We start from the raw sequence: 12,473 nt of genomic DNA, 5'->3' as shown, positions 1-12,473 counted from the left end.
AGCTGTTCATAGCCAGGCCCTTAGTTCCCACAGCAGCGGGAAGTAGTGCAAACGCGTTCTGCCGCGCAGATAGGGGGCGCCTGTCGAGCCGCCGGTGCCCGACTTGGTGCCGATCTGGCGTTCGACCATCTGGACATGACGCGTCCGCCACTGCGCGGCGGTCGCGTCGTGCGTCAGCAGGTCTTCGGCCAGTTGCCACAGGTCGTCGTACGACCCGCGATCCCTCGCCACGGCCAGCAGCGAGCCCATGATCTCGTCGTCGGAGACCGGCAGGCCACGCTGGGAGAGGGCGGTGAGGTAAGCATCCCACAGCGTGGGCTCCTCCAGCCTGCGGCGCAGCCGTGCGAGCTCCGTGTCGCTGGCGTGCCGGAAGCTGCCGAGATAGCGCTCGTCCTTCAGTCCGGACAGGAACTCCAGCTCCCGGAACTGCACCGACTGGAAGCCGCTGGCGGGCGCCAGCTTCTCCCGGAACATGAGGAAGTCCTGGGGCGTCATCGTCTCCAGGACGTCCACCTGCTCGATCAGCACCTTCTCGACCGCGTGCACCCGGCGGAACAGGTGCCTGGCCCGCCAGAGCTCGCCGGCGAACATGGCCTGGCGGGCGTTCTCCAGCTCGTGGAGCAGCAGCTTGAACCACAGCTCGTAGACCTGGTGGATGGTGATGAAGAGCAGCTCGTCGGGTGCTTCCGACTGCGGCCGTTGCTGTGCGAGCAGCTCGGGCAGGCGAAGGTAGCCGCCGTACGACAGCCGGCCGCCTTCCTCGCCGAACCACCGATGCGGGGGAACGGGCGCATCGCCGTCGATGCCCACCGAACACCTCCCCCTGACCGTCCGGTCACGCTGTCCCGGACGCAACGCCTCGCCGTACCGATACCACCCGAAAAGGGCACAGACGTCAACGTACAGACGTCAGCGTGACATCGACCTCGGGGGGTCGTCGTCGGAGGCTACGGGAGCGTTCTTGAGCTCGTCGAGCTCTTCCGGGAACTCGGCCAGCTCAATCAGCTCCGCCTGGCATCTCTCGCACGTATCGAGGTGGCGCTCGAAGGCCTCGTGCTCGTCCTCATCGAGGACTCCGAGGACATAGGCAGCCACCTCGTCATGCATCAGCCGGCTACCCCCTTGTCCCGCAGCAGTTCGCGAAGAGCCCGGATGCCGTAGTAGAGCCGGGACTTCACCGTGCCCGGCGGTATCCCCAGTATCTCCGCCGCTTCATTAATCGTACGGTCTCGGAGGTAGGTCTGCTCTATGACTTCACGGTGTTCTTCAGAGAGGCTGCGAAGGGCGTCGGCGACGACCATCCGCGACAGAGCTCGCTCCGAGCCGTCGGATACGGCCATCATGTCGACTTCGGGCGGCTCGACCTCTTGAGGCCGGACGCTCTTCCGTCGACGTCCATCGATAACGATGCGGCGGGCTACCGTCAGTAGCCACGCCCATAAAAGGCTTGGTTCCCACTGCAGTCTTGCCGAGTTTTTCCAGGCTCGGACGAGCGTCTCCTGCACCACGTCTTCGGCCCATTGAAGGTCGTTACCTGTCGATTTGCGTACGTGGCGCAGCAGAGGGCCGCCGAACTCCTGGTAGAGCACCGCGATGCGATGTTCCGCCTCGGCATCCGCACTCTCGAACCTGCCGTCGAGGTGACCTAGCACGGGGCACATCTTTACACCTTCGTTATCTCGGCGGTAGCCACTCCGATAACTCCAGTCATTTCTAACTATCTCCGGCCATGTGCTGAACCAAGCCGGAGAGGCCCGCGTACCTCCGACCATGCACAGGCTTTTGCGCGGTGGCGAGCTGTTCATGCTCGGTGGCTTCGTCGTGGCGGCCGCGGTGACGATCGTGCTGGTCATGCCACCTTCGATCGATCCCGCCGCCACCGCGGCGACCCAGACATCATCGGGGCCCGTCACGGCCGCAGACCGTGACCTGCTCATCAAGGTGCGGCAGGCCGGCCTCTGGGAGATGCCCGTGGGCGACTATGCCCAGACCCGCGCGGAGTCCCAGCGCGTCAAGGAAGTCGGCAGGCTGATCATGCAGGACCACCAGAAGCTGGACCTGCTGACCCGGCAGACCGCCAAGAAGCTCGGGGTGGCTCTGCCCAGCGAGCCCAACGCCGACCAGCAGAGCTGGATGGCCCAGCTGGCCTCGGAGCGGGGGCCCGCCTTCGACCAGGACTTCGCGAACCTGCTGCGCGCCGCGCACGGCAAGGTCTTCACCGTCGTGGCGGCCGTACGGGCCGGTACGCGCAACGCGGAGATCAGGAAGTTCGCCCAGGAAGGCATCAACTTCGTCATGCGCCACATGACGCTCCTGGAGTCCACCGGCCTGGTCGATCACACCCAGTTGCCCGAGCCTCCGACGCCCTCACCAGCTCCACCCGTCGCGATGGCGGTCGAAATGAGGAGAGACGCATGACGAGATCAAGACGCATGGCCGCGGCCGTGTCCGCATTGGCCGTGGTGGCTGGCGGATTGGTGTCCGCGGCCGTCATCGGCGTCGGCCCGGCGCTCGCCGACCACTGCGACCCGGCCCAGGCCTCCCAGGAGCAGCAGCAGGGCCAGCGGAACCGGAACAACAACCGGAACCAGGACCAGGGCCAGCAACAAGATCAAGATCAGCAGGGACAGGATCAGAACCAGCAGGATCAGAACCAGAACCAGGATCAGAACGGGCAGAACCAAGGCCAGAACAACAACCAGGACCAGAACCAGCAGGACCAGAACAACAACCAGCAGAACAACAACCAGCAGCAGAACGGTCAGCAACAGAACAACCAGCAGAACGGCGACCAGCAGCAGAACGCCGACCAGCAGGGCCAGGGCGGCGGGCGCGCCGTGCTCGACCCGGCCCAGAACCCCGACGCCCAGAACTCCGACGCCCAGAACCCCGACGCCCAGAACCCCGACCCGGAGCAGACCGCCGAGACGTTCGGCCGCCGCAACCGGCCGACCAGGAACCCCGGCCAGGGCAACAACGGCAATAACGGCAACAACGGGAACAATGGGAACAACGGCAACGGAAACGCCTCCCCCACCCCGTCCCCCACAGCGTCCGAGGACCACAACGAATGCGCCGACCTGGGCCCGTTCGTCGAGGACTTCGTCGACATCCGCCGGGTAGCGCCGCGTCAGCTTGACGCCCGCATCGGCCGGGGCGGCTCGCGCGGCACCTTCGTCTCCGCCTGCGGGACGAACCGCAACGGCCACAACAACCCGGACAACTTCATCGTCGCGCCCGGCGTGAGCAACGGAGCCCACCACCTCCACGACTACGTGGGCAACCTGTCGACGGACGGCTTCTCCACGGACGAGAGCCTGGCCGCCGCGGGCACCACGTGCCGGCTGGGCGACAAATCCACCTACTTCTGGCCGGTCCTTCGAGACCGCAAGGTGGACGTGAACACCGAGGACGCGGACGGCAACGTCGGCCAGGTGCTGCGTGCGCGCTCCGTGACCCTCCAGTTCCGCGGCAACGCCACCTCCCAGGTCGTCGCGATGCCGAGGTTCCTCAGGCTGATCACTGGTGACGCCAAGGCCGCCACCAACGGCGCCGGCAACGCCAGGGCCGCCTGGAGCTGCACGGGATTCCAAAACCGCATAAGTCCCGACAAATATCCGCTTTGCCCGCGCGGCAGCCAAGTCGTTCGTATTCTGGACTTCCCTAGCTGCTGGGACGGCCAGAACACTGACAGCGCCAATCACCGAACGCACGTGGTCTTCCCCGGTCAGGGTGGCGCCTGCCCGCAAGGGACCAAGGCGGTACCGGCACTGCGCATGACCCTCACGTACTCCGTGCCGCAGGGCCCGTCATTCGCCGTGGACGCCTTCCCTGAACAGAAGCACAACCCGATCACCGACCACGCTGACTTCGCGAACGTGATGCCCGATCGGCTGATGCAGTTCGTCGTCTCTTGCATCAACCGGGGCCGCCGATGCTGATCTGAAGGCCCTCGCGGGCTACCCAGCCTTCCGAGTCGCACCCTCACCCGACCTTGGAGGGAACCTTAGATGCTCCACAGACGACACCCCCGGCACACTCCCACCAAGTTAGACACGCGCAGTGTCCGACTGGGAGCCAGCGCCATGGTCATGGCCGTCGTGCTGTCGGCGTTCGCGCTGACCAGGACTGACCGTGGCATAGCGATCCTCGGCCGGGTGGTCGGCTTCCTCGAGTTCTACGTGGGCGTGATGGCCCTGGTGACGTTCACCGCGACCGTCGCGCTCGGCATCGTCACCACCGAGCGGGTCTTCCTGTCCCCGGTCAACCGGGTCAGGTCGCAGCTCGCCCACAAGGCCTTCGGCCTTCTCGGGATGATCTTCCTGATCACGCACATCTCCCTCATGATCAGTCTGGGACACGTACCACCGGCCGCGGCGGTCGTACCCATCGCGGGCGTCAACAAGGGCCTCGGCATCCTGGCCTTCGACATGATGATCGTGGCCGTGGCCACGGGGCTGCTCAGGAGGCGCTGGGCGGCGAAGGCCAGGCCGTGGATGTGGCGGGTGATGCACTCGGTCGCGTATCTGGGCTGGCCCGTCGCCATCATGCACGGCCTGACGGCCGGCCGTCCGCCGGCCGGCTGGGTGGCCTGGTCCTACGTGGCCAGCATCGCGGCGGTCGGCGGAGCGCTGGTCATCCGCGTGCTGGCCGCGGCCTTCCGTCCGCCGATCACGCTCGAGAAGATCCAGGGGCCGGCGGTCACCAACCCCGCCGCCATGGGCGTACCCGCCGAGCAGCCGCAGAAGGTCGCCGCGGGCAACGCCGCCGCCGCGGCAGCAGCGGCCGCGGCCGCGGGCCCGGGCCCGGCCCAGAGAAGGAACGCACCGGTGAGCCTCGCCGAGCGGCGCAGGTATCGGGAGGCCGGATGAGACCGCCTCAGGAGACCCGGTTGACCCCCGCAACCCCACAGGAGCGATCGTGATTCCGGCCCGAGTGCCGCGGGTCTTACGGATGGGTCCGGCCCGGCTGACCGCCGGGCTGGACCAGACCCGCCGACTGGACCTGCCCGCCCACCGCACCCTCCACGGCTCCCCCAAGCCGCGCGACCTGGACCAGCTCATCTCGATGGCCAACGAGGTGGACATGCGCGGCCGGGGCGGGGCGGCGTTCCCGTTCGCGCGCAAGCTGCGGGCCGTCGCCGACGCGGTGGGCTCGAGCGGCGAGTGCGTCGTCCTCATCAACGGCGCCGAGGGCGAGCCCGCCAGCTCCAAGGACGCCATGCTGCTCACCCGCAACCCCCATCTGGTCCTCGACGGCGCCGTGCTGGCCGCCGAGGCGCTCGGCGCCCGCGAGGTGGTCCTCGCCACGGCCGGCGGCGAGGTCGCCGAGGCGTCCGTCAACGCCGCCGTGGACGAGCGCCGGGCCGCGAACGTCGCCGGCGGCGCGGAGAGCCGCATCCCGATCCGGGTGGTCGGGATCAAGGAGCGGTTCATCTCCGGAGAGGGCGGCGCGCTCGTCAACGCCGTCAACGGCGAGCTCGGCATCCCGCCCGGCCGCAAGAGGCGCGCCGCGATCAGCGGGGTGGACGGGCTGCCGACCCTGCTGTCCAACACGGAGACGTACGCGCAGCTGGCGCTGCTGGCCGAGCTCGGCCCGGAGAGGTACGCCGAGGTCGGCACCCCCAAGGAGCCCGGCACCATCCTGCTCACCGTCAGCGGCGGCGCGGCCAACGGCGCGGTCATCGAGGCGCCGACCGGCACCTACCTGGCGGACGTGCTCGCGCTCACCGAGGCCGAGATCGGCGACGGGGTGCTCATCGGGGGCTACCACGGCGCGTGGCTGTCGGCCGAGGTGGCGCAGACGGCCGTGATCTCGCGCGAGGGCATGAAGCTCGCCGGCGCGACCCTGGGGGCCGGGATCATCGTCCCGCTCGGCGAGTCGACGTGCTCGCTGGGCGAGGCCGCCCGGGTCACCTCCTACCTGGCGGGCGAGTCGGCCGGCCAGTGCGGCCCCTGCCGGCTCGGACTGCCGGACCTGGCCTGGGCCATGATGGCGCTGGTCGAGGGCAGCGGCTCCGTGGACGCCGTACGGCGCTGCGTGCGCGGCGTCGAGCGACGGGGGGCGTGCTTCCACCCGGACGGCACCGCCAAGTTCGTGCTGTCGGCGCTGGACGCGTTCGAGAGCGAGATCGCGCTCCACCTGGAGCACGGTTCGTGCGGCCGGCCGGTCCGCGGCACGCTGCCGATGCCCGAGCCCGAGAAGGACTACGTGGAGTACCGGCTGGAGGTCGACTGGTCCCGCTGCGCGGGGCACGGCCTCTGCGCCCACCTGCTGCCGGAGTTCGTGGAGCTGGACGACTACGGGTTCCCGTCGTTCAGGACCGTCCCTGGCTGGATGGCCAAGGAGGCACGGCGCACGGTCGAGATGTGCCCCGCGCTGGCCCTGCGGATGGTCCAGACCACGGGAGACGGTCACGGCGGCCCGGCTCCGAAGCCGTCCGGCTCGCCGCTGCGCCTCGTCAAGGACGGAGTACTCAAGAAGGCCGAGAAGAGCGGCCCGCCACGGCTCACCCGGGTGGGCGGCGCCACCCCCAGGAGCGCGTTCGGAGGGAGCGCCGGCTGAGCCCCGAAGTGATGGAGATGTGACCAAACCTGGCGGGTCATCCGGGCGTCTCACCGAGCGGCTCAACACCGATCACCACGGAGGCGTCCATGGACCGCCGGGACTTTCTGCATGTCGCCGCGCTCGCGCCGCTGGCCGCCACCATACGGCCTACCGGCGTGTCCGGGCTCTCCGCGCCGCCGCCGAACTGGGCGCGGCTGCGGAGACAGCTGAAGGGCACGCTCGTGCTGCCGGGCGACGCCGGATATGACACCGCGCGCCGCCTGTACAACCCCGCCTACGACCGGATCCGGCCGGGCGGGGTCGCTTACTGCGCGAACGCGGCCGACGTGTCGGCGTGCCTGACGTTCGCGCGCACCGGCGGCGTGCCGGTCACCACCCGTTCGGGAGGTCACTCCTACGCGGGCTGGTCCACGGGCCCCGGGCTGGTGATCGACGTGTCCAGGATGAGCTCGGTCGCCTACGATGGGCCGCGTTCCAGCGGACCATCGCAGGGGGCGGCGAAGCTCGACCCCTATGCCGGCGGCCGGGCCACGATCGGCGCGGGCGCCAAGCTGATCGACGTCTACGACCGGCTCGCCCGCCACGGCGTGAGCATCCCCGCGGGCTCCTGCCCCACGGTCGGGGTCGGCGGTCTCACGCTGGGCGGCGGCATCGGCGTGGTGTCGCGCAAATACGGGCTCACCTGCGACAACCTCCAGTCCGTACGCGTCGTCACGGCCGACGGCCGGACGCTGGACTGCGACGCGGCGCGCAACGCCGGCCTCTACTGGGCCTGCAGGGGCGGTGGCGGCGGGAACTTCGGCGTGGCGGTGTCCTTCACGTTCAGGACGTTCGCGGCCCGCGACGTCACCGTGTTCTTCCTGCACTGGCCCTGGGCCAAGGCGGGGGCCGCGGTCAAGGCGTGGCAGTCGTGGGGGCCTTCGGCGCCGGACGAGCTGTGGTCCTCGCTGCACCTGGGGCGCTCGGGCGGCGGCCTGGACGTCGCGATCGTCGGCACGTACGTGGGCGGCAAGCCCGCGCTCGACCGGCTGCTGGCCCCGCTCGTCGCGAAGATCGGGCAGCCCTCCTCCCGCTCGGCCCGGACGGTCCCCTACCTGGACGGCATGAAGATCATGGGCGGCTGCGCGGCCATGTCGATCGACCAGTGCCGGCGGATGCCGCGGGAGGCGTTCGCGGCCAAGTCGCACATGGCCTACCGGAAGCTGCCCGCAAACGGCGTGAAGGCGCTGGTGGACGGGGTGTCGCGCGGCGGGCGGCACTCGGTGCTGCTGGACGCCATGGGCGGGGCCATCGGCCGGGTCGGTCCCGCGGACACGGCGTTCCCGCATCGGGCGGCGCTTTACAGCGTGCAGTATTACGCGGAGGGGACGGATCGGCGGTGGCTGCGCGGGCTACATTCCGACATGTCCCCATTTTTCGGGGATCATGCTTACGTTAATTACATCGACCCCGATTTGAGTAATTGGCGGAATGCGTACTACGGGCCCAATGCGGCCCGGCTGGCCGAGGTGAAATCCACGTACGACCCCGGCCGGCTGTTCCGGCTGCCCCAGGGCGTCTAGATCTCTCCGCGCACGTACACCGGCTCCCCCTCCTTCACCATGTTGTACACGCGCACGGACGTCGACAGCGGCATGCGTACGCAGCCGTGCGAGGCGGGCCTGAGCGGCACCTCCGTCGAGCCGTGCATGGCGATGCCACCGAGGAAGTAGAGAGAGTTGAACATCGAGCCCAGGCGGCTCGTCGTCCAGCCGGGCGCCTTCCTGGTCACCCGGAAGTCGCCCACCGGCGTGACCGCGTTGCCGCAGTGGCCCTTCTCGCAGTACTGCACCTCGGCGCCGGTGGAGACGTGGGTGACCAGCACCGGGCGGTTGTCGCGATAGACGGTGAGCAACTGGTGGGTCAGGCTGATCTCGACCCGGTCCGCGCCGCCCTGCGGCACCAGCGGGCGCAGGCCCTTGGTCCGCCTGAGCGCCGCCCACGTCTTCGGCCCCACCTCGCCCCTGGGCACCATCCCCCTGCTCTTCTGGAGCCCCCAGACCGCGTACCTCGTCTGTTCGTCGTAGACCCCGTGTGCCTGGCCGAAGTAGAAGCCGCCCTCGCGCAGGCGCCGCTGGAGCTGTCTGACCTCCTCGCCCCGGTCGCCCGGCCGCAGCACGCCGATCTTCCCGGCGCGGGAACCCTTGACGCCCTTGACCGCCGGGACCCGCTTCACCTCCTCGGGTTCCGCCTTCACCTCCGGGTCCGTCTTCACCTCCGGCATCCTCAGCACGTCCGGCACCGCCTGCACCGCCGGGACGCCCGTGTCGGTCTGGACGCCCGTGTCCCCCTGCGAGGGCTCGTCCGCCAGAGCGGGCGCCGCGGCCAGCAGCGGCAGAAAACATCCCGCGGCCAGCGCCGCCATTCCCCTTATGCTCATAAATCGACGCGTACCCAGATCGCCGATAATTCACATCCAACGGGAGGTTTTGTCAAGCAAAGTCCGCGAGAATATCAATCCCGGTAAATACCGGCATTTCCCCTCTATTCGTATTCGGTCACGCGTCGCGGTACCGGAGGAGCAGGCCGCCGCCCAGGAGCGAGGCGGCGGACCACGCGGCGAGGACGCCGAGGCCCTCCCACGGCCCGATGGGCAGGGACGCGAGATCCACGGTCGTCTGGACCGCCAGCCCGGCGTTCGTCGGGGACAACGACCACAGGAACCGCTGCGCCTCGGGGTCCGGGACCATGAGGATCGCGACCGGGAACACGTACAGGAGCCCGATCACGACCCCGGCAGCCGCGGCCGAGTCGCGCACGGCGGTGGCCAGGCCGAGGCTGAGCAGCGCGATCAGCACCAGGTAGAGGACCGAGCCCGCGGCGGCGCGCAGGGTCGGCCCGTCGGCCAGGGACAGCGGCGGGTAGCCGTGCGCGGCCGTGAAGCCGCTGCCCGGCAGCAGCAGCCGCCCCGCCAGCACGGACCCGAGCACGGCGAGGATCGCCGCGCCCAGCGTGAGCCCGCCGACCACCACCGCTTTGGCGGCCAAGGTGGTGGTCCGGCGCGGCATCGCGGCGAGGCTGGTGCGGATCATGCCGGTGCTGTACTCGCCGCAGACGGCCACCACGGCCAGCAGCGCCACCATCGCCTGGCCCAGCTGGACCCCGACGAGGCTGATCCTGGCCGCGTCCTGCCCGCAGCCCGCCGTCGCGCAGGACACGACGGCCGCCGCGAGGGCGCTCAGGGCCACGGTCAGCACGACGGCCCCGGCCAGCAGCCACCCGGGCCCGGCCACGGTCCGCAGCTTGGTCCACTCGGCGTGCACCTCGCGTCTCATACGTCCCTCCGGCGCAGCCGATGGGCGGCCAGGGCCAGGGCGAGGGCGGCGTACGCGCACAGCACCGCGAACCCCGCCCAGGGCGGCAGCGGGAAGTAGCCCTCCGCCGGGGCGTACCGGGCGGTCACCTGCTCGTACGTGACCATGCTCTGCTGGATCGCGAAGCCCGCCGCCGGCGTGAGCCGCAGCAGCCACCGCGCCACCTCGTCGGGCAGCAGGGACGCGGTCGCCAGCAGGTAGGGGACGACGATCGCCACGATGGCCGCGATGACGGCCACGGCGCTGCGCCGGAACAGCGACCCGAGGGCGAGCGCGAAGACCGCCGCCACGCCGAGCAGCGCGGCGGTCCCGGCGATCAGCCGCAGCGCGGTGAGCGGCGGCAAGGGGGCGAGCACGTTGCCGTTGCCCGCCAGGAGGGCCCGGCCGACCGGCACCGTGACGGCGGTGGCGACCAGCCCGAAGCCGAACACGGCCGCGAACACCACGACCGCCTTGGCCGCCAGCGTCCGGCCGCGCCGCGGGCTGGCCAGCAGGGTGGTGCGGATGAGCCCGCGCCGGTACTCCGCGGTGACGAACGACACCGCGACCACCATGACGGCGACCAGTGCCGCCAGCACCCCGGTCAGGACGCGCTCGGCGGGCATGCCCTCCTGGGCCGGCGCGATGTCGCCGACCCCCGTGATCCTGTACGTGTCGCCGGAGCGCGCGAGCCCGCCCGGGTGGTGCGGGGTGCCGTCGGCCTCGAGCGAGACGCCGATGTCGTCACGCGCCCACGTGCCCCCGGAGGCCACGCCCCGCAGGCTGACCTGGTCCATGTCGGCGGTGACCTCGGCGAAGCGGGAGGCCGTCGCGGCCCCGCCGATCGCGTTGGAGGTCACGGTCAGGTCGCCGGGAGAGGCCGCGAACAGCCCGACGCGGACCTTCCCGGCCGCCATCCGGGCGGTGCCCACCCTGGTCCACCGCGAGCCGTCGGCCGACTCCTCGCCGACGATCGTCTCGCCGGTACGCGTCAGCCGCAGCCACCGGGGAGCCCCGCCGGGCAGGCCCGCCACGTCCTCGGTGAAGTCGTGCTGCATCCGCACCCCGTGGCTCCCGGTGACCATCACCGCCGCGTACGCGGCCCCCTGGCGGACGCTCTGCTTGATCATGACCCCCGCCTTGGCCCACGGCGTGACGCCGGGGACGACGTTCCGGACGCCGGGGGTCACGTCGGGCTTGCGGAGCTGCCCGGTCATGGAGTTCACGCGTACGGTGATGCTGCCGTCGCCGTCGAGCTGCTGGTGCACGAAGTAGAACCGGTCCTCCACGGCCTCGCCGCCGGGCCCGGTCGGCGGTGGCGGGCAGGGCACCTCGATCGGCCCGTTCATGCAGGAGGAGCGGCTGCCGGTCCCGAAGAGCACCCCGAGCAGGACGACGAGCAACGTCGCCAGCGTCAGGCCCGCCATCCAGCCGCGCACCGTGCGGAGCTTGGTCCACTCGGCCCGCAGCAGCTGCGCGAAGCCGTCGCGCCCGGCCCGCGGGCCCGGGCGGTAGGGGGTCACGGTGGTCATCGCGCCGCCCCCTTGAACTCGACCGCGTCCCTGGTGAGGTCCAGGTACGCCTCTTCCAGCGACGCCCGGTGGGCCGCCACCTCGGAGAACGGCACCGCCCGCGAGGCGAGCAGCCGCACGATGTGCTCGGCCGCCAGCCCGGAGACGACCAGCGTGTCCCGATCGGTGACGGTCACGGTGCCCCCGGCCTCAGCCAATACCGACATCGCCTCCGGGCGCGCCTGCGTCCGCAGGGTCACCCGGTCCTGCGAGGCGGTCGCGATCAGGTCGGCCACGCTGGTGTCCGCGACGACCCGGCCCCTGCCCACCACCACGAGATGGCCGGCGGTGTCCTGGAGCTCGCTCATCAAGTGACTGGACACCAGCACGGCACGCCCCTCCGCGGCCAGCGACCGCAGGAAGCCCCGGATCCACACGATGCCCTCGGGGTCGAGGCCGTTGAACGGCTCGTCCAGCATGAGCACCGGCGGGTCGCCGAGCAGCGCCGCCGCGATGCCGAGGCGCTGGCGCATGCCCAGCGAGTAGCCGCCCGCCCGGCGCCGGGCCGCCGGCGTCAGCCCGACCTGCTCGATCACCTCGTCCACCCGCCGGGCGCCGAGGCCCTGGGAGTGGGCCAGCCACAGGAGGTGGTTGCGCGCGGTGCGGCCCGGCTGCAGCGCGGCCGCGTCCAGCAACGCGCCGGCGTGGCTCAGCGGGCTGCGCAGGCTCGCGTACGGGCGCCCGCCGACCAGGGCGTGGCCCTCGTCGGCCGTGTCCAGGCCGAGCACCACCCGCATGGTGGTGGACTTGCCCGCGCCGTTCGGCCCGACGAACCCGGTGACCTGGCCGGGCAGCACGGTGAACGTCATCCCGTCCAGCGCCCGGGTCGAGCCGAACCGCTTGCGCAGGCCGCTGACTTCGATGGTTGCTTCCACGGCAGGCAGACTAGGCAGCGGCACCGGCCCGGGTCGTCACGCGGCGGAGCGATCTGCGGCGTCACTGGCGCCAGCTACGTCTCGTCCCTCTTACGAGGGATGCCACATTTGCCCGCGCCCGGGACAAT

Annotated in this window: 12 protein-coding genes; 5 read left to right on the top strand and 7 right to left on the bottom strand. The window is 70.7% G+C overall.

Annotated elements, in window-relative coordinates; translation table 11 throughout:
• Positions 1 to 6 precede the first annotated feature (6 nt).
• From H4W80_RS42705 to H4W80_RS42695, 3 genes are all read right to left on the bottom strand, one after another.
• Positions 7 to 810: a tryptophan 2,3-dioxygenase gene (locus H4W80_RS42705; RefSeq protein ID WP_318787312.1), complete on the bottom strand. Its 804-nt coding sequence runs from the start codon at positions 808 to 810 to the stop codon at positions 7 to 9.
• Positions 811 to 909: 99 nt separating this feature from the next.
• Positions 910 to 1,107 carry a zf-HC2 domain-containing protein gene (locus tag H4W80_RS42700; protein WP_192790261.1) on the bottom strand — a complete coding sequence of 66 codons (198 nt, stop codon included), beginning with the start codon at positions 1,105 to 1,107 and terminating at the stop codon, positions 910 to 912.
• Positions 1,107 to 1,661 (bottom strand): sigma-70 family RNA polymerase sigma factor, encoded by a 555-nt coding sequence (locus tag H4W80_RS42695; protein ID WP_225963963.1) that lies wholly within the window; start codon positions 1,659 to 1,661, stop codon positions 1,107 to 1,109. The genes H4W80_RS42700 and H4W80_RS42695 overlap by 1 nt, the downstream gene beginning before the upstream one ends.
• 109 nt (positions 1,662 to 1,770) lie before the next feature.
• On the opposite strand from H4W80_RS42695, the gene H4W80_RS42690 reads away from it, so the two are divergent.
• From H4W80_RS42690 to H4W80_RS42670, 5 genes are all read left to right on the top strand, one after another.
• On the top strand, positions 1,771 to 2,418 hold the full coding sequence (locus H4W80_RS42690) for a DUF4142 domain-containing protein (protein ID WP_192790259.1): 648 nt from the start codon (positions 1,771 to 1,773) through the stop codon (positions 2,416 to 2,418).
• Between the two features lie 14 nt (positions 2,419 to 2,432).
• Positions 2,433 to 3,941, top strand: a complete 1,509-nt coding sequence (locus tag H4W80_RS42685) for a DUF1996 domain-containing protein (RefSeq protein WP_192790258.1) — start codon at positions 2,433 to 2,435, stop codon at positions 3,939 to 3,941.
• 144 nt (positions 3,942 to 4,085) lie between these two features.
• Positions 4,086 to 4,871, top strand: a complete 786-nt coding sequence (locus H4W80_RS42680) for a hypothetical protein (RefSeq protein WP_192790257.1) — start codon at positions 4,086 to 4,088, stop codon at positions 4,869 to 4,871.
• 49 nt (positions 4,872 to 4,920) lie between these two features.
• Positions 4,921 to 6,564, top strand: a complete 1,644-nt coding sequence (locus H4W80_RS42675; RefSeq protein ID WP_318787311.1) for an NADH-ubiquinone oxidoreductase-F iron-sulfur binding region domain-containing protein — start codon at positions 4,921 to 4,923, stop codon at positions 6,562 to 6,564.
• A gap of 89 nt (positions 6,565 to 6,653) precedes the next feature.
• Positions 6,654 to 8,129 (top strand): FAD-binding oxidoreductase, encoded by a 1,476-nt coding sequence (locus tag H4W80_RS42670; RefSeq protein ID WP_192790256.1) that lies wholly within the window; start codon positions 6,654 to 6,656, stop codon positions 8,127 to 8,129.
• Here the strand turns inward: H4W80_RS42670 and H4W80_RS42665 are convergent.
• The 4 genes from H4W80_RS42665 to H4W80_RS42650 all read right to left on the bottom strand — a co-directional run bounded on the left by H4W80_RS42665 (position 8,126) and on the right by H4W80_RS42650 (position 12,345).
• Positions 8,126 to 8,986, bottom strand: a complete 861-nt coding sequence (locus H4W80_RS42665; RefSeq protein WP_192790255.1) for a L,D-transpeptidase family protein — start codon at positions 8,984 to 8,986, stop codon at positions 8,126 to 8,128. The genes H4W80_RS42670 and H4W80_RS42665 overlap by 4 nt on opposite strands.
• A 118-nt stretch (positions 8,987 to 9,104) precedes the next feature.
• Positions 9,105 to 9,881: an ABC transporter permease gene (locus H4W80_RS42660; RefSeq protein ID WP_192790254.1), complete on the bottom strand. Its 777-nt coding sequence runs from the start codon at positions 9,879 to 9,881 to the stop codon at positions 9,105 to 9,107.
• Positions 9,878 to 11,431 carry an ABC transporter permease subunit gene (locus H4W80_RS42655; RefSeq protein WP_192790253.1) on the bottom strand — a complete coding sequence of 518 codons (1,554 nt, stop codon included), beginning with the start codon at positions 11,429 to 11,431 and terminating at the stop codon, positions 9,878 to 9,880. Before H4W80_RS42655 ends, H4W80_RS42660 begins: the two co-directional genes overlap by 4 nt.
• On the bottom strand, positions 11,428 to 12,345 hold the full coding sequence (locus H4W80_RS42650; protein WP_318787310.1) for an ATP-binding cassette domain-containing protein: 918 nt from the start codon (positions 12,343 to 12,345) through the stop codon (positions 11,428 to 11,430). Before H4W80_RS42650 ends, H4W80_RS42655 begins: the two co-directional genes overlap by 4 nt.
• Between the last annotated feature and the right edge of the window lie 128 nt (positions 12,346 to 12,473).

Source organism: Nonomuraea angiospora (genome assembly GCF_014873145.1).
GTDB classification, from domain to species: Bacteria; Actinomycetota; Actinomycetes; order Streptosporangiales; family Streptosporangiaceae; genus Nonomuraea; species Nonomuraea angiospora.
Note: the sequence above shows the minus strand (reverse complement) of the source record. Positions and strands in the feature narration are given on the sequence as shown.

Excerpts from the sequence above, each read along its gene's own strand:
- H4W80_RS42700 (WP_192790261.1), bottom strand. The coding sequence starts at position 1,107 with ATGCATGACGAGGTGGCTGCCTATGTCCTCGGAGTCCTCGATGAGGAC.
- H4W80_RS42695 (WP_225963963.1), bottom strand. The coding sequence starts at position 1,661 with ATGTGCCCCGTGCTAGGTCACCTCGACGGCAGGTTCGAGAGTGCGGAT.
- H4W80_RS42690 (WP_192790259.1), top strand. The coding sequence starts at position 1,771 with ATGCACAGGCTTTTGCGCGGTGGCGAGCTGTTCATGCTCGGTGGCTTC.
- H4W80_RS42685 (WP_192790258.1), top strand. The coding sequence starts at position 2,433 with ATGGCCGCGGCCGTGTCCGCATTGGCCGTGGTGGCTGGCGGATTGGTG.
- H4W80_RS42680 (WP_192790257.1), top strand. The coding sequence starts at position 4,086 with ATGGTCATGGCCGTCGTGCTGTCGGCGTTCGCGCTGACCAGGACTGAC.
- H4W80_RS42670 (WP_192790256.1), top strand. The coding sequence starts at position 6,654 with ATGGACCGCCGGGACTTTCTGCATGTCGCCGCGCTCGCGCCGCTGGCC.
- H4W80_RS42665 (WP_192790255.1), bottom strand. The coding sequence starts at position 8,986 with ATGAGCATAAGGGGAATGGCGGCGCTGGCCGCGGGATGTTTTCTGCCG.
- H4W80_RS42660 (WP_192790254.1), bottom strand. The coding sequence starts at position 9,881 with ATGAGACGCGAGGTGCACGCCGAGTGGACCAAGCTGCGGACCGTGGCC.
- H4W80_RS42655 (WP_192790253.1), bottom strand. The coding sequence starts at position 11,431 with ATGACCACCGTGACCCCCTACCGCCCGGGCCCGCGGGCCGGGCGCGAC.